Here is a 15,671-nt window from a genome sequence, read left to right on the forward strand (position 1 = left end):
TCTCAGACCGACGACTGCGGGACGCCGGGTGTGGCGGTGACCGCGTCACGGCAGGAATCGAGGAACGACTCCGCCTGGGGGAGCACCACCGCCGCCGAGCGCACCCGGTGGTGGGCCGGGTTGACGCCGGGAGGCGTCACGCCTTCGTCCCGCAGTGCGAGCGCCGCCTTGCGCAGCTTCTGACGGGCCTTGATGATCCCGCTGTCGGCAGGGACCAGCCGCTCCTTGGTACGGTCTACGATCGGTCCCATGCTCTCCTGCAGCGAGGCGTCCTGCATGGCGATGCCCGCCACGCCCGAGTAGGTGTCGCCGCGCTTTTGTGCCTCGCGGTCCATCAGGTAGTCGTTGTCCATGTTGGCCGCCGGCCGGTAGGTGCCGGGGATGTTCTTACTGTGCACGCCATGGCCGTCGATCATCGCCTGCCGCTCGGTCTCGGTCAGCGCCCGGACCGGGTGGTAATCAAAGGAGTACGTCCAGCAGTTCTCGTCGTCTATCGGCACCCAGAAGTGGCCGTGCACCGGGTGGTCGCCGCGCGGCGGCACCATGGTGAAGTTGGGCATGACCCACGGCGTGATGCGCCAGTAGTAGCTGCCCTCCTCCGCATTGCGGCGGGCGCCGACGAACAGCCCGCCGTCGCTGTCGGCGACCTCGAAGAAGGGCTTGGTGTCCTTCATGTTGTATTCGTTGCCCTTGGCGCCCTTGAACAGCGGGTCGGTCTTAAGGCCACCGGAGTGCAGGAACGTCACGTGGCTGGAGTCGATGCCGCCCTCGAATGCCTGCATCCAGTTGCACTGCTGCCAGCGCTTGGAGGTGTAGGTCTGCTCGGCCGGCACCTGCGCGAACTCGAACTCCGGCAGCCCGGGCCGGGTGGCCGGGTCGCCCATGTGGGTCCACAGCACATCGCCGATCTTGACCAGCGGGTATGAGGTGAGCGTGACGTTCTGGCAGAAGCTGCTGTTGTCCGCCTCGGAGGGCACCTCGACGCACTGCCCGGTGACGTCGTACTTCCAGCCGTGGTAGGGGCAGCGCAGGCCGGAGCCCTCATTGCGGCCGAACCACAGCGACGCACCGCGGTGGGCGCAGAACTCGTCGACCAGGCCGTAGCGGCCCTCGCTGTCGCGGAAGGCGAGCAGGCGCTCAGAAAGCAGCTTGACGCGCACCGGCGGGGAGTCGTTCTCCGGCAGTTCCTCGGCGAGCAGCGCCGGCATCCAGTACTGCCGGAAGAGCTCGCCCATCGGCGTCCCCGGGCCGGTTTGCGTCAGGAACTCGTTGATGTCTTTTCTCAGCACGGCCGTATACCTTTCACGTGACGGCGCACCACCCGTGGTGGCGGCATCGCTCTCGTTCGCGCGCGGTCAAAGCTGTCAGGGCTGGTCGGCGGGGATCTCGACGACCAGGCCGTCGAGTGCGTCGGTGACGCGTATCTGGCAGGCGAGGCGGCTGGTGTCGCGCCGTTCGGAGACCGCCATGTCGAGCAGGTCCTCCTCCATGTCGCCCGGAGGACCGACGAGGTCGGCGAACCGCTCGCCCACGTAGACGTGACAGGTCGCGCAGGAGCAGTTGCCGCCGCACTCGGCGACGATGCCCGGCACGCCGTTCCTGACGGCTGCGGACATGACCGAGTCACCGACCGCCGCATCGACGGCCCATTCGCGGCCCGCAGCGCCGATGTAGATCACTTTGGACAAGATCCCTCGTGTCCTCTCACGGTTGGTGCTCCCCGGACAGGCCGACACGCGCTCCCCGTGGATCGACGTCTAGTGGTATGTCCATTAGACCAGAAGTCTGCGCGGAGGCGCAAGGCTGCCGCCGGACGGAAGGCAGACCTCAGCAAAGGCGCGGTCGGAGGTAGTTCACCTCGTTGACACGTTCAAATCTTTGGACTTAGGGTCTTACCAATCATCGTGGATCGGCTGCCCTGGACGACAGGCGCCCGCCGCTTCGCGGATCCGTCGGCTCATCCACGGGCCGTCCGGCACGTCCGATCTGGGAGGTCCGCCGCATGGCCAGGGACGCCATCGTCAACGACAACCTGGCGGCGAAGTTCGCCACCGAGAAGGAGTCCCCCTACACCCGCTGGGTGGCAGCCGAGGGACTGGACATCATCGCCGCCCACTATGTGCCGGACCTGCGCACGGTCGAGCTCAAGCCGTGGGAGCGGCGCGGAGGCAGCGGCGTCTTCATCAACCACGAGGCGACCCGCACCTCCAACGACTGCTACGTGTGCGAGATCCCGGCCGGCGGCAAGCTGGCCCCGCAGCGGCAGCTGTTCGAGGAGATGATCCTCGTGCTGGACGGCCAGGGCTCCACCCGTGTGTGGAACGACGCCGGCGCCGAGGTCACGTTCGAGTGGCAGGCGGGGTCCATCTTCGCCATCCCGCTCAACGCCAACCACCAGCATTTCAACGGCTCCGGCCGCAAGCCCGCGCGCTTTGTGTCCTCCACCAACCTGCCGCCGGTGCTCAACCTCTACGACGACGTCGACTTCGTCTTCGGCACCGCCCACGACTTCCCCAGCCGTTTCAACGGCGAGCCGGACTACTTCTCCCCGCGCGGTGAGCACAAGGGCCTGTTGCTGGACACCAATTTCGTGGCCGACGCGGTCAACCTGCCGCTCATCGAGGCGAAGGAGCGCGGCGCGGGCGGCGGGCACATCCGCTTCGCGATGGCCAAGGGGTCGATGAACAGCCACATCTCGCAGTTCCCGACCGCCACCTACAAGAAGGGCCACCGCCACGGACCGGGCGCCCACGTGATCATCCTGTCCGGCACCGGCTACAGCCTGATGTGGCCGGAGGGCGAGGAGCCGCGCCGCTACGAGTGGGGCCCCGGCGCACTGATCGTGCCGCCGAACATGTGGTTCCACCAGCACTTCAACACCGGCGCCGAGCCGGGCCGCTATCTCGCTTTCAAGCACGAGGTTGTCTCGGTGCGCAACGCCCAGGGGGTGCCGAAGGCGTGGATCAGCCGCCGTATCGGCGGCGACCAGATCGACTACGCCGACGAATCCGCGGTCGTGCGCGAGATGTTCCGCGAGGCCCTCGCCGAGCACGGCATGAAGCCGCAGATGGACGCGGTCTACGAGGCCGAGATCCCGACACTCGCGCCCAAACCCGAGTGACGCCGGCCGACCCCCACCACCGCTGACCGTGCGGCCCGCCTTGCCGGCGGGCCGCACGCAGGCGTTTCCGCTCCCCCTGGAGGACGACCGTGACGCAACAACACGGGCACCCGTACCACCACGACCACGAGCCGCGCACGGTCCACTCCGCGCACGTCCCAGGCCACGACCACGAACACGACGACGAGGCGGTCGGCCCGCTGGAGGACAACCCGATCTGGCAGCAGGACAACGTCACGCTGTACAGCGTCGGCATGGACATCGGCTCGTCCGGCACCCAGGTCGTCTTCTCCCGGCTGCTCCTGCGCCGCATCAGCGAGGACCTGACGAGCCGCTACATCGTGGTGGACCGGCGCACCACCTACCGCTCGCCGGTCGCCCTGACACCGTACGCGAGCGCCGACCACATCGACGCCGAGGCGCTGGGCTCGATCATCGACGCCGCCTACCGCGCCGCAGGCGCCGACCCGGCGGCCATCGACACCGGCGTGGTCATCCTCACCGGCGAGGCGCTGCGCCGACGCAACGCCGAGGCGATCGCCGCCGTCCTGGCGGAACGCGGCGGCGAGCTGGTCACCGCAACCGCCGGGCACCACATGGAGGCCATGCTGGCCGCCTTTGGATCGGGTGCGGCGAAGGCCTCGTACGACACCGGGCAGCGCGTCCTCACCGTCGACATCGGCGGCGGGACGACCAAGCTGGCGGTTGTCGAGGGCGGACAGGTGACCGCCACCGCGGCCGTGCACATCGGCGGCCGCCTCCAGGTCGTCGACGAGCGCGACCGCGTCGTGCGGCTCGACCCGGCCGGCCGCGAACACGCCGCACGGGCCGGCTTTGCCTGGCGACTGGGTGACACCGCGCGCACTGAGGAGATCGAGCGGGTGGCCGACACGATGGCCGACGCCCTGGTGGCCGTCCTCACCGCCGACCGGCCGCCCGCCGGTCTCGAATGGCTGTACCTCACCGACCCGCTGCCCCCGCTCGGCCGGATCGACGGCGTGATGTTCTCCGGCGGGGTCGCCGAGTATGTATACGACCGCGAGCCGCGAGGCTTCGGCGACCTCGGGCGCCCGCTCGGACGGGCGCTGCGCCGCCGGATCGACTCCGGCGCACTACGGCTGCGTCTGCTGCCTGCCGGGGAGTGCATCCGTGCCACCGCGCTGGGTGCCTCCGAGTACAGCGTGCAGCTCAGCGGCAACACCGGCTGTGTCACCGACCCCGGCGCACTGCTGCCGCGCCGCAACCTTCAGGTGGTACGCCCGCGTTACGCGCTGGGTGAGTTGGTGGACTGCGCGGCCGTCGCGTATGCGGTCCGGCAGCGGCTGGCCGAGGTCGACGCCGCAGCGTCCGACGCGGATCTGGTCCTCGCGCTGAAGTGGAGCGGCCCGCCGGCCTACGAGCGGCTGTCCGCCTTTGCCGCCGGGATCCGCGACGGACTGGCGCGGCGCATCGAGCGCGGCCTGGCGGTCTACGTGATGCTCGACGGCGACGTGGCCATGACGCTGGGCCGGCTGCTGCGCGAGGAACTGGGCGTGACTGTGCCGCTGCTGGTGGTCGACGGCCTGAGCCTGCGGGACTTTGACTACATCGACATCGGCCGCCTGCGGTACCCGTCGAACACCGTGCCGGTCACCATCAAGTCGCTGGTCTTCAACGAGGAGCAGCGTGGCGTCTGAGCCGGCCCACGGCGAAGGCCGCCGCGCGGTCAGGGGAGCGGACCCGCTCCCCTGACCGCGCGGCGGCCGTTACCGGCTCACCACCGGGTCGCATCCCCGTGCCGGCCGGTCAGGCCGGCACCTTCCCCGACTGCTGCGCGGTGTACTCCGGCGCGTCCTCGACGTAGTGCACGTTGTCGTAGCCAAGGTGCTTGAACAGGCGGTTCTGCGCGGACAGCAGGCGCAGCGGGGTACCGTCGGCTGCGAAGTGCTGGGCGATCGTGTTCTGCGGCACGTACAGCGTGTCGCCCTTCTTGATCTCGTGCCGGGTGGGCTCCTTGGCGACGCGGGCGTAGTACTTCTCCGCGATCTCCTCCTGCACCTCCCAGTGCAGCGAGTAGCCCTCGCCGTCGAGCACGTAGAGGATCTCGTCGGCCATCTTCCAGTGCTTGCCGGAGCGGCTGCCCTCGGGAATGTCCAGCTCGAAGACGTCCACGCTGAACTGACGCAGGTCGGTGCGGTCGGGGCTGTTGAGCACGCGCACCCGGCCGAGCTGCGTGGTCTCCCAGACGGTGTCCTCGGGGGTGACGACCTTCTTGCGCTCCAGCACGCCGGGCGTCCAGATGCGCGACCAGTCCTCGCGCTCGCCGAACTCCTGCGGGCGCTCGATGGGACCGCTGCGGCCCTGCTGGATCAGGCCCAGGAACATCCAGGTGCACTTGGCCTTCATCACCAGCGCGACGGCCTTCTCGTCGTACGGGTTGAAGTGCCGGTGCACCGAGTCGGTGTGCACGAAGGCGAGGTCGCCGGCCTTCCAGTCGTAGCGGATGTCGTCGTGGATCTCGTAGCCGGCGCCTTCCAGGATGTAGAAGGCGGCCTCGTTCTGGTGCCCGTGGCCGTGGTTGGAGCTGTGCGGCGGGAGCTCGACGAAGTGCACCTGGAGGGTCTGGGTGAGGAAGTCCTCGTCCCCGGGGCCGACCCGCCACCAGGTGCGGGACTCGTCGGAGTCGCCGGAGTGGGCCACCTTCGCGTCGTCCACGACCACCGAGTCGTCCCGGACCCGCTCCGCCGCGAGCTGTGCCTGGCGGAACTCGCCCAGTCCGTAGGTCTCGCTCGTCAGACCGCGTACGAACACGCGCCCCTTCTTGCCCATGGGTTCCTCACCTTCTCGCGGCCGTGACGGCACGCGGCGATTGCATCGTGTTTCTGAGAGCGTAGGTATAAATAGCTTACCATTAGCCCTATATTGGCGGACGGCATCCCGGGCCGCTCACCACAACAGCCCCTGCGGCAGCGGCACCGACAGGGCGTAGACGAACAGCCCCTCGGTGACCGCGCCCATCACGACGGCGCTGATCACCGCGGTACGCCAGGCCCGCAGCGCACCGAAGTAGGCGAGGAAGAAGACCGGGATCGCCACCACGAAGCCCAGCACGTAGATGCCGGCCAGCAGTCCGGCGACCCACGCGATGGCGTACAGCACCTGCCGCGGCTCGCCGAACGAGGTCTTCAGCGAGGTTGGAGGCTTCACGGCCGCGGCGGGCTCGTCGTCCCCGCTCGCATCGTCGGCCGCGAAGTCCCCGTCTGCCGCAGGCTCGGTGGTCTGCGCGTGGTCTGCCTCGGCGACCCGCTCGGCGACGTTCCGCCCTGCCTTCTCGCGCGTCGATCTGCCGCGCGACGCGCTGTCGTGGGTGACCGACCACAACGGGGGGACCAGGTGGGCCAGTAGGTGTACGGCGCCCAGGATGATGGCGAGCCAGCCGACGACCAGCGGGATCTGCCGGCCCTGTGGCGGATAGGCGTTCGCGGCGTGGACGTACAGGGCAGAGCCGGCCACGATGGCGATGTCGATGATCAGTTCGCCCAGGTGGAGGCGGCGCGGTGTGGTGGTCATCGTTGCTCTCCTGCGGTCGTTGTCGGCGTCGCCCGGTCGTCGAGAGGCTCCTCGGTGTCGGCGGGCACCGGCGCGGTGAGGGCCACGGCCTGCCGGCGCGGTGCGATCAGGCGGACGCCCCGCTTGAGTAGCGGGCCGAACAGGCTCATGACGGTGATCGCTACCATGACGTCGGTGATCGGGCGGCGCAGCGCGCCCCAGCCCTGCAGCTGCGAGACCAGGTACAGGTTGTTCTCCACGACCTTGCCGAGGATGAAGCCGATCATCGCTGCGGGCAGCGAGTAGCCGAAGCGGGTCATCAGGTAGCCGGCCACGCCGAAGGCCACCATGACCGTGACCTGGGCGAGTTCGTCGGAGGCGGCGTACACGCCCAGGAAGCCCAGTGCCACGACGAACGGGACCAGCATCCGTCCGGGCACCTTCGCCAGCCGTGCCAGCAGCGGCGCCAGACCCAGGCCGGTCAGGCTGGACAGCAGGCTTCCGACGCCGATCACCAGGGCCATCGCCCAGACGGCGTCGACGTGGTCCTTGAGCATCGCCGGGCCCGGGACGATGCCGAGGATGGTGAAACCGCTCAGCAGCACGGCCATGCCGACGCCGCCGGGGACCCCGAGCGCCACGGTGGGCAGCAGGTTGCCTGCCTCCTTGGAGATGGAGGACGACTCCGGCGCGATGATGCCCTCGGGCGTGCCCTGCCCGAACCGCTCCGGGTGCTTGGAGATCTTCATCGCCTGGCCGTAGGAGATGAAGTTGGCCGCGATCCCGCCGATGCCGGGGATGATCCCGAGCACGGTGCCGAGAACCGCGGAGCGGATGGTGAGCCAGGGGTAATGCAATACGTCGCGTACGCCGGTGAGGACCTTGTTGTCCGGGTGGTCGCCCTCGCGGATGGAGGCCGCGCCACCACTCGCCGACAGCGAGTCGTGACCGGTGGCGTAGATGCGGAACATCTCCGACAGTGCAAACAGGCCGAGCGCCGCCGCGGTGATGTTGAACCCGTTGTACAGCGACTGGTAACCGCCTGTGTACCGCTGCACACCGGTGATCGGGTCGTACCCGACGAACGACGTCATCAGGCCGATCGCCCCGGACAGCAGGCCCTTGGTGGCCGACGCCGCCCGCATCTGGCCGATGAGCACGATCGCCAGCACCGCCAGCGCCAGGTACTCCGAGGCGTGGAAGAGCGTGGCCAGCTTGCTCATGAACGGGATGAGCACGAAGAGCAGCGCCACGCCGATCCAGCCGCCGATGGTGGTGGCCGCCGCGGAGATGCCCAGGGCACGGGCCGGCTGCCCGGCCCGCGTCATGGCATAGCCGTCGAACGTCGTCGCCGCCGACTCCGGTGCGCCGGGGGTGTTGAACAAGATGGCCGTGACCGAACCGCTGAAGTAGATGCCGGTGTGCGCGGCCAGCAGCAGGGCCAGCGCGGGCACGATCGGCATGCCGTAGATGAACGGCAGCAGCAAAGTCAGCAGGACGGCGCCGCCCAGTCCCGGGATGGCCCCGACCAGCGTGCCGATCAGCGTGCCCACCAGGAGCAGCGCCAGCGCGGAGGGGCTCAACAGCCCGGAGAACCCCGATATGAGGCCGTTAAACACGTCGTCTCCTTGTGCTTGGCAAGCTTCTCTGGCAGCCCGATCAGTTCGACTTGAGAAGGTCGGTGAACAGGGAAGCCTGACTCAGCGCCTTGGTGACCGTGGAGGACAGGAAATCGGGCGACTGGTAGCCCTGGTACAGGCCGGCCTTGGTGGCCGCCTTCTTGAACTCCGGGTCGTTCATCGACTTGCTGAACGCGGTGCGCAGCGCGCTGAGTTGAGCGGCGGGGACGCCGGGCGGGGCGAAGAAGGCGTGGCCCAGGTCCATCACGTCGCTGAGTGCCTGTAGCGCTTGGACGGTTTGGCTGTCGAGGCCGTCCTTCTGCGCCTCCTGGGTGACGGTCGGCACGTTCGGCAGCTTGCTGAACGGACGGGCCGAGACGAGCAGCACACTGTGTGACTGCGCGGTGATCTGTGCGATGTCGGAGGAGGACAGCGAGGCCGTAGTGCCCTCACCGCTCATGAACGCGGCCTTCTCGTCGCTGCTGCCAGAGAAGGCGGCCACCATCTTGAACGGCACCTTGAAGGCGTTGTAGACGATGACGGCCGCGTTGTAGTCCGAGCTGCCCTTGCCGGTGGCCAGCGCGGAGACCGTGCCGCCAGCGGACTTGAGGGCGTCGAAGGCGGCCGGACCGTTGGCGTGGGTTGCTATCAGGTGCGGGTCGTCGTCGGGACGGCCGAGCCAGCTGACCTTCGTCATGTCCAGGTTGAAGCCCGAGCTGTGGTCGATCTGGTCGAAGACGTCGCCGCCGGCGTTGGTGTCGCCAATGGTCAGACCGTCCGGCTTGGCGTTGTAGATCTGCCCGGTCCCGATGAGGCCGCCGCCGCCCGGGGCGTTGACGACCATCACCTTGCCGGCGCCGAGGTACTTCTGCATATAGGGCGCGATGACGCGGGCCCACTGGTCGTATCCGCCGCCGGGGCCGTAGGGGACCACGATCTGCACGGTCTTGCCCGAGTAGAAGGACGCCCCGCCACCGGACGCGGCCGCTGTGCTGCTCTTCGGGCCGCAGCCGGCCAGAGCGGTGAGGGCGAAGGCGGCCACGGCGGCGACCGCGGTGCCCCGAGATCGGGGAAGTGAGCGAAGGCGCAAGCAGGACAGCATCATTGAGGTCCTCACGGTCTCGGGGGAATAGGCGCGCGAACGCGGAAAGGCACGGAGGTGCAACCACATCCGGGGGCACGTCCGGTTGGAAGTAAAGGTATGTCCATTCTACCGATGGTGCAAGGATCCGGACGCGTTCGCGTGCGATCGAAGTCCTCGGTGTCTGCCGGGCTCGGCAGTACGGCATTCCGGCCCGAGCTGTGAGGTCAGGCGGCCGGCGCCGCGTCGGCGGGGGCGGCCAGCAGGGATTTGAGCGGAACGCTGTCGTCGCCCGCCCGTTCCGGCGGCACGGTGGCGCCCTGGGTGAGCGCCCGGCGCACGGCCATGTAGTCCGCCGGACGGTTGACGGCGTCGGCCGCCAGTAGACGGCCCTGTCGGTAGTAGAGGACGCAGAAGCGCTCCTCGTCCGGCTCGCCGCGTACGACGTACTCGTCGAAGCCGGTGGACAGTCCGGCGATCTGCAGCCGCAGATCGCCCTGGTACGACCAGAACCACGGCACCGATCGCACCTCCTCCAGCCGGCCGAGGAGCGTGGCCGCGGCCACCTGGGCCTGCGCCACGGCGTTCTGCACTGATTCCAGCCGCACCCGGCCCTGCCCGGTCATCGGGTGCGGTCGCACCGTGCAGTCGCCGGCGGCGACCACGGCCGGATCGCTGGTGCGGGCGTATGTGTCCACCACGATGCCGCCCTCGCAGGTCAGCCCCAGCCGTTCGGCCAGTTCGGTGCGCGGCACGATGCCGACCCCGACCAGCACCAGGTCGGCCGGCAGCCGCGTGCCGTCGGCCAGCAGAACCCCGGTCACCCGGCCGGACCCGCCGCCGAAGCCCGCGACGCCGCGGGACAGCAGGATGTCGACGCCGCGCCGCTGGTGGGCGCGCAGGTAGAAGTCCGAGACGGCGGGGGCAACCGCCCGGGCCATCAGGCGCTCTGCGGCCTCGACCACCGTGACCTGCCGCCCGAGCGCGCGCGCCGCGGCTGCCGCCTCCAGGCCGATGAACCCGCCACCCACCACGACCACCCGGGAGGCGGTCGCCAGGCGCGAGCGCAAGTCGGCGGCGTCGTCGTGGTCGCGGAGATAGCAGATCCCGTCCAAATCGGCGCCGGGCAGCGCGAGCCGCCGCGGCCCGGCGCCAGTGGTCAGCGCCAGCCGATCGAAGGGCAGTTCGCGCCCGCTGGCGGTCACCGCCGTACCTGAGCCAGGCGGTCGGGACGGTAGGAGCGCCACGTCGGCCACTCGTTCGCCGCGCACCAGCTCGATCCCGGACTCAGCGTAGAAGGAGGGGGCTCGGAACTCCAGCGTCTCCAGCTCGGCCTGTCCGGCCAGGAACTCCTTCGACAGCGGCGGGCGCTGGTAAGGCGGGTGGGGCTCCTCGCCGACCATGGTGATGGGCGCGGTGTCGCCCGACTGCCGTAGGGAGATGGCCAGTTGCAGACCGGCCTGGCTGGCACCGACGATCAGGGTCCCGCCGCTCACTGTCGCTCCCGCCGCTGGTGCGGGCGGGACGGCCGCGCTGCGGCGGACCCAGGGCGGTGTCGCTGTACCTTGCGTGGCATCGGGCACCCTCCTTGTGTTTGGACTTAATATTAGACCATTAAACCAGCGCTGGAGCAGCTGCGCGAGGGCGGCTTTCCCGCCCGTGGATTCGTTGACGGCCATAGGGTGCGTTGATATAACGGTTAGGCCATTGAGGGAATGATGGTCGGCCGCACCGGTCGACCACCCCGGCACTGCGGGCCGGTGACGACGGCCGCGGGCGCCCGCCTCGAGGCGGGCAGTACAGCGGGACGGCCGACCGCCCCTCCCGCTCACCCCCAGCACCAGCGGAGCCCCGCCATGCCCGGGCGCCCCGACCCGCACACGTCAGGAGCCGAGATGCCGGAACAGAGCCGTACCGCAGCCGCAGTGTGGTCCGACCCCAGCTTCGCCAGCGCGTGGCTCGCCGCCGACCCGCAGGGCGCGCAGGACCTCCTCGAACTGCCCCGGCTGATCGCGGCCCGCCTGGTTGCCGACGAGACGCCGAGCCCTGGCCTGGTCGTGGACGTAGCCAGCGGCGCGGGGAAGTTCCTCTCGGTCTTCCTCGACGCCTTCCCCGGCGCCCGCGGAGTCTGGCTGGACGCCTCGGACACCATGCTCGGGCAGGCCAAGCGGGATCTGGCCCGGTTCGGCGACCGGGTCGATTTCCTCATCGGTGACATGGGCGCGCTGCGCGCGGCCGGCGTCCCCGAAGGCGCCGCCGCGCTCATCACCTCCCGGGCCAGCCACCACCTCGGCCGCGAGGAACTGCACGGTTTCTACCGCGAGGCCGCCGGACAGCTCGCGCCCGGGGGCTGGCTGGTCAACCTCGACCACATCGGCCTGGACGAGCGGTGGAACCGGCGTTTCCGATCGGTCCGCAAGCAGTTCAGCCCGCCCAGGACGACCGCGTCCACCCACCACCACGCCGCCCCGCTGCCAAAGGCCGACGACCACCTCGACGGATTCCGCGCGGCCGGCGTCCAGGATGTGGACATCGCCTGGAAGGCCTTCTACAGCTGCCTGTTCATCGGCCGGACCCCCCTGGCCTGACCGGTCCGCGGCGGCCGCCCTCCGTGCCGGCGCATATTCCCACGTCATGCCCCTTCTGTGAAGATCCCGCGCCCGCATCGTCGTGATACGCCGCCCGCAGGCTCTCCATGTACGGCTCCGGCCACTGCCGCAATTGCGTCACGCAAGGAACACGATGACAACCGACTCAGAGTTGACCACCGAGGCGAGCACGAGCCGAACCACCGCTCTGCGCGGGCGTCACATGCACAGATGGCTTCACGTGAGCCTCCCGCTGCTGATCGCGTTCTCGGTGGCCCAGCTCAGCAAGTCCTCGATCGGCGTCTTCGTCGCCGATCCGTCGTTCCGCCAGGAGTTCGGCCTGGACCTGCACCCCGGAGCCGTGGGCTGGCTGACCAGCCTCTTCCTTTACGCGTACGGGGTCGCGCTGTTCCTGTGGGGCTTCGTGCTGAAGCGCTTCGGCCCGCGCACCTCGATGCTGGTCGGCACCGGGATCTGGGTCGTGGCACTCGCCCTGCCACCATTCGTGCACAGCCTCAACCAGCTTTACGGCACCCGCATCTTGCTGGCGATCGGCGAGGCGTGCTTCTACCCGGTCGCGCACACCCTGACCGCCCGCTGGTTCCCGATGCACGAACGGGCGCGGGCGAACGCCTCCTGGCTGTCCGGCATCTTCGTCGGCTCGGCGCTCGGCAGCAGCCTGACCACCTCGATGCTGTCCGCGTTCAGCTGGCGCACCACCTTCCTCGTGCAGGCGTTGATCGCCCTCGCGTTCGCCTTCCTTGTGGTGCTCGTCCTGCTCCAGGACCGGCCCGACCCGGACCGCGGCATCAGCGAGGCGGAGGTCCGCCACATCGTGGAGGGCCGCTTCGAGTCCACCACCGTGGTGCCCAAGCGCGGTCCGGAGTCTCCGTTCCGTAACTACCGCTACTGGCTGACGATGCTGATGTACATCGGCACCAACGCGCCGTTCTACGGCCTGGTGACCTGGGTGCCGCTGTACCTGCAGCAGGAACGCCACGTGAAGCTGAGCGACATCGGCCTGCTTCTCACCGTTGCGAATGTGCTGTCCATCGTGGTCATGGTGCTGGTTGGCCGGGCCTCGGACCGCAAAGTGAAACGGGCCGGCTGGGCCGCGATCGGTTTCACCATCGAGGGCACCGGCATCGCCGGCACCGCCCTGTCGGGCAGCGCCGGCCTGGACAGCTTCTTCATCTTCCTCGGCCTGGCCGGCAACGCCTGGTGCGTGGTGACGAACTGGTCGCTGCTGCACAGCCTGATGCCCACACGGCAGTCGGAGTACTCCAGCAGCGTCTTCTCCTCGCTCACCAACCTGGTCGCAGCCGCGTTGCCGGCGCTGATGGGCACGCTGCTTGCGGCGACCGGCTCCTACACAGCCGGCTTCGGGGTGCTGTTCGTATCGGTCGTCATCTCGCTCGGCTGCTGCCTGGTGCTGCTCCCGCAGGGCTACTGACCGCTTTCCTGGTGCGAGTGGTCTTACGGGCCGGTTCCTCCAGGCAGAGCCGGTCGGCGGTACGGGACAGGTGCTCTCGCATGATGCGGGTGCCCGTCTCCGCGTCGCCGTCCTGGATAGCGGCCAGGATCGCCCGGTGCTCCTCCAGGCCGCGCTTGCCCATTTCGGGCGCGGTCTTCTGCGCTGTGGCGAGGGACATCAGGAGGGGCCCGTGGAAGGAGCGGACCAGCATCTCGAAGGCGGTGTTGTGTGTGGCGGCGGCCAGCCGGGTGTGGAACTCCGCCGACAGCGACACGTCGTACTCGCCGCTTGCGAGCGCCGCCTCCTGCCGGTCGCAGATGTCCTCCAGCGCGGCAATGTCATCGTCGTCCGCGTTGCCGCACAGCAACGGGATGATGCCCAACTCCAACACCATGCGGACTTCGGTGACCTCGCCGGCCGTCACGGACGAGAGCGTAAGCAGGTCGACGATGCTCGCCCCGACCCGGTCGCTGGTCGGCTGGGTAACGAAGGCGCCGCCGTGCGCGCCCACCCGGATCTCGACCAGACCGTTGGCCTCCAGCACGCGCAGCGCCTCGCGGACGGTGACCCGGCTGACGCCGAACCGCTCGCACATCTCCCGTTCCGGGGGAAGGCGGTTGCCAGGGGTCAGTTTCCCGTCATGGATGAGAGAGCGCACCTGATCTACGATCAGTGCGGACACCCGGCGGTCATTCACCGGGCTCAGGAGCTGACTGGGCTGACCGTCGTCAGCCTTCGCTGTCGTACGGCGAGGCGGCATGGGAGTCCTTTCGAAACGCGTTGACAAATCCAGTGTACCGGAATAGGTATTACCAATAGTCTTATTTGTGAGATGTCACCACTGCCCGCCCCAGACCACCGGACCGCCGGACCACTGCTTGAGGTTCACCCGACCTGGACCAGGCCCTGACCGGGCCGCGCCGTCCCGGCGCCGCCACCTCACCGCGAACAAGCCCGCAGGCGACCTGGCCCACACCGACCAGGCACACTCGGTGCAACCGGGCACCAGCGGCTGGCAGGCCCTGGGCCCAGAGCGATTTCAAAGTCGGGTTGATCTTGCAGGCGTGCTCGTCACGGCTGCGTGACGAACTTTGGTGAGTGCGATACCCACGCAACGAAGCTCCCGTTGAGGACGGATAACCTTGCCACATCGCCGTTCACAACCGGAGCTCCGATGCGCCGTCAGTCTGCCACCGTCTGCCTGATCAAGTCGCCTACTCGTCAGCAGCGTGGAACCACCGATCTGGCGGAGCGGCTGCGTGCCCTGCCTGATCCACGCGGTCAGCGCGGGCGACGTCACTCGTTCGTGAGTGTGCTGCTGGTCGCCCGCTCGGCGGTTGTGGCCAGAGCACGCTCGTTCGCGGCGATCGGCCAGTGGGCGGCAAACGCCCCACAGGATGCTCTCGCCCGGCTCGGCGCCCCTACCGCGACGGCGTTCGACATCCAGGTGGCACCCAGGTCACCAGCACAGTTGACATCCTCCCCCGCCTATGGGCGGGGGGTTCCAGCGGTCGCCCGCTGGGCTTCCTGCTTCACCGACGACTGCCCCGTCCGGGAGGACTCCCGTTGAGGTCTTACACCGCCTCCACAGGCAGACACGGCCAGCCCGGCCGCGAGAATGTTCTTCGCCGCGTTCACGTCGCGGTCATGCACCGCGCCGCAGTCGCACGTCCACTCCCGGACGTTCAGCGGCAGCTTCGCCCGAAGCGTCCCGCATGCCCCGCACAGTTTCGAGCCGGGGAACCACCGGTCGACCACCACCAGGTCACGCCCGTACCAGGCGCACTTGTACTCCAGCATCGACCGCATGTCGCTCCACGCCGCGTCGGAGACGGCACGGGCCAGCTTGTGGTTCGTGACCATGGTGCGGACGGTCAGGTCCTCGATCACGACCGTTTGGTTCTCACGGACGAGTCGAGTGGTCAGCTTGTGCAGGTAATCGCGGCGCCGGTCGGTGATCCGGGCATGGACCTTGGCGACCTTCAGACGGGCCTTGGCCCGGTTCGCGGAGCCCTTCTCCTTGCGCGACACCTCCCGCTGCGCCTTCGCCAGGCGGGCCCGGTCGCGGCGCTCGTGACGCGGGTTGGTGATCTTCTCACCGGTGGACAGGGTCATCAGGGAGGCGATCCCGGCGTCGATACCGACCGCCGCCGTGGTGGCCGGGGCCGGGGGTGATCATGTCGTCGCACAGCAGCGACACGAACCAGCGCCCTGCCGCGTCCTGGGACACGGTCACCGTGGACGGTGCCGCGTCTTCGGG

General features: G+C 69.1%; 13 protein-coding genes and 1 pseudogene. 5 read left to right on the forward strand and 9 right to left on the reverse strand.

Annotation, left to right across the window (positions count from 1 at the left end; genetic code table 11):
• Window positions 1-2 precede the first annotated feature (2 nt).
• Both EFK10_RS07775 and EFK10_RS07780 read right to left on the reverse strand, forming a co-directional pair.
• Window positions 3-1,289 carry an aromatic ring-hydroxylating dioxygenase subunit alpha gene (locus EFK10_RS07775; protein ID WP_127354999.1) on the reverse strand — a complete coding sequence of 429 codons (1,287 nt, stop codon included), beginning with the start codon at window positions 1,287-1,289 and terminating at the stop codon, window positions 3-5.
• A 75-nt stretch (window positions 1,290-1,364) separates the two neighbouring features.
• Entirely contained in the window at window positions 1,365-1,679 is a 315-nt protein-coding gene (locus EFK10_RS07780) for a 2Fe-2S iron-sulfur cluster-binding protein (protein ID WP_456318720.1), read from the reverse strand.
• 323 nt (window positions 1,680-2,002) lie between these two features.
• On the opposite strand from EFK10_RS07780, the gene EFK10_RS07785 reads away from it, so the two are divergent.
• Together EFK10_RS07785 and EFK10_RS07790 are read left to right on the forward strand one after the other, a co-directional pair.
• Window positions 2,003-3,121 (forward strand): cupin domain-containing protein, encoded by a 1,119-nt coding sequence (locus tag EFK10_RS07785; protein WP_127355001.1) that lies wholly within the window; start codon window positions 2,003-2,005, stop codon window positions 3,119-3,121.
• Window positions 3,122-3,210: 89 nt separating this feature from the next.
• Window positions 3,211-4,797 (forward strand): ethanolamine ammonia-lyase reactivating factor EutA, encoded by a 1,587-nt coding sequence (locus EFK10_RS07790; RefSeq protein WP_127355002.1) that lies wholly within the window; start codon window positions 3,211-3,213, stop codon window positions 4,795-4,797.
• Between the two features lie 109 nt (window positions 4,798-4,906).
• Here EFK10_RS07790 and EFK10_RS07795 read toward each other — a convergent pair whose 3' ends face one another.
• From EFK10_RS07795 to EFK10_RS07815, 5 genes are all read right to left on the reverse strand, one after another.
• A complete protein-coding gene (locus EFK10_RS07795; protein ID WP_127355003.1) occupies window positions 4,907-5,929 on the reverse strand; it encodes a cupin domain-containing protein in 1,023 nt (340 codons plus the stop codon).
• Window positions 5,930-6,046: 117 nt separating this feature from the next.
• A complete protein-coding gene (locus EFK10_RS07800; protein ID WP_127355004.1) occupies window positions 6,047-6,670 on the reverse strand; it encodes a tripartite tricarboxylate transporter TctB family protein in 624 nt (207 codons plus the stop codon).
• Complete coding sequence (locus EFK10_RS07805) at window positions 6,667-8,268, reverse strand: tripartite tricarboxylate transporter permease (protein WP_127355005.1); 1,602 nt, start codon at window positions 8,266-8,268, stop codon at window positions 6,667-6,669. Before EFK10_RS07805 ends, EFK10_RS07800 begins: the two co-directional genes overlap by 4 nt.
• Window positions 8,269-8,308: 40 nt before the next feature.
• Window positions 8,309-9,310 (reverse strand): Bug family tripartite tricarboxylate transporter substrate binding protein, encoded by a 1,002-nt coding sequence (locus EFK10_RS07810; protein ID WP_164835879.1) that lies wholly within the window; start codon window positions 9,308-9,310, stop codon window positions 8,309-8,311.
• Between the two features lie 266 nt (window positions 9,311-9,576).
• The gene (locus EFK10_RS07815) at window positions 9,577-10,845 is read right to left on the reverse strand and encodes an NAD(P)/FAD-dependent oxidoreductase (RefSeq protein ID WP_240677064.1); all 1,269 of its coding nucleotides are present in this window, start codon (window positions 10,843-10,845) and stop codon (window positions 9,577-9,579) included.
• Window positions 10,846-11,244: 399 nt separating this feature from the next.
• On the opposite strand from EFK10_RS07815, the gene EFK10_RS07820 reads away from it, so the two are divergent.
• Complete coding sequence (locus EFK10_RS07820) at window positions 11,245-11,937, forward strand: class I SAM-dependent methyltransferase (protein ID WP_164835880.1); 693 nt, start codon at window positions 11,245-11,247, stop codon at window positions 11,935-11,937.
• A 154-nt stretch (window positions 11,938-12,091) separates the two neighbouring features.
• Window positions 12,092-13,390: an MFS transporter gene (locus EFK10_RS07825; RefSeq protein WP_127355009.1), complete on the forward strand. Its 1,299-nt coding sequence runs from the start codon at window positions 12,092-12,094 to the stop codon at window positions 13,388-13,390.
• Here EFK10_RS07825 and EFK10_RS07830 read toward each other — a convergent pair.
• Entirely contained in the window at window positions 13,344-14,069 is a 726-nt protein-coding gene (locus tag EFK10_RS07830; RefSeq protein WP_240677065.1) for a FadR/GntR family transcriptional regulator, read from the reverse strand. The two genes, EFK10_RS07825 and EFK10_RS07830, sit on opposite strands and share 47 nt — an antisense overlap.
• A gap of 516 nt (window positions 14,070-14,585) precedes the next feature.
• On the opposite strand from EFK10_RS07830, the gene EFK10_RS49715 reads away from it, so the two are divergent.
• Window positions 14,586-14,981 (forward strand): transposase family protein, encoded by a 396-nt coding sequence (locus tag EFK10_RS49715; RefSeq protein ID WP_240677066.1) that lies wholly within the window; start codon window positions 14,586-14,588, stop codon window positions 14,979-14,981.
• Here EFK10_RS49715 and EFK10_RS07840 read toward each other — a convergent pair.
• A pseudogene (locus EFK10_RS07840) lies at window positions 14,900-15,671 on the reverse strand (RNA-guided endonuclease TnpB family protein); the annotation flags it as partial. The gene EFK10_RS49715 and the pseudogene EFK10_RS07840 overlap by 82 nt on opposite strands.

Origin of the sequence: Streptomyces soli, assembly GCF_003999195.1 — a bacterium.
GTDB lineage: Bacteria > Actinomycetota > Actinomycetes > Streptomycetales > Streptomycetaceae > Actinacidiphila > Actinacidiphila soli.

Bases quoted from the DNA above. Each gene is read 5' to 3' on its own strand.
- EFK10_RS07785 (WP_127355001.1), top strand. From the start codon at position 2,003: ATGGCCAGGGACGCCATCGTCAACGACAACCTGGCGGCGAAGTTCGCC.
- EFK10_RS07800 (WP_127355004.1), bottom strand. From the start codon at position 6,670: ATGACCACCACACCGCGCCGCCTCCACCTGGGCGAACTGATCATCGAC.
- EFK10_RS49715 (WP_240677066.1), top strand. From the start codon at position 14,586: ATGCGCCGTCAGTCTGCCACCGTCTGCCTGATCAAGTCGCCTACTCGT.
- EFK10_RS07825 (WP_127355009.1), top strand. From the start codon at position 12,092: ATGACAACCGACTCAGAGTTGACCACCGAGGCGAGCACGAGCCGAACC.
- EFK10_RS07795 (WP_127355003.1), bottom strand. From the start codon at position 5,929: ATGGGCAAGAAGGGGCGCGTGTTCGTACGCGGTCTGACGAGCGAGACC.
- EFK10_RS07820 (WP_164835880.1), top strand. From the start codon at position 11,245: ATGCCGGAACAGAGCCGTACCGCAGCCGCAGTGTGGTCCGACCCCAGC.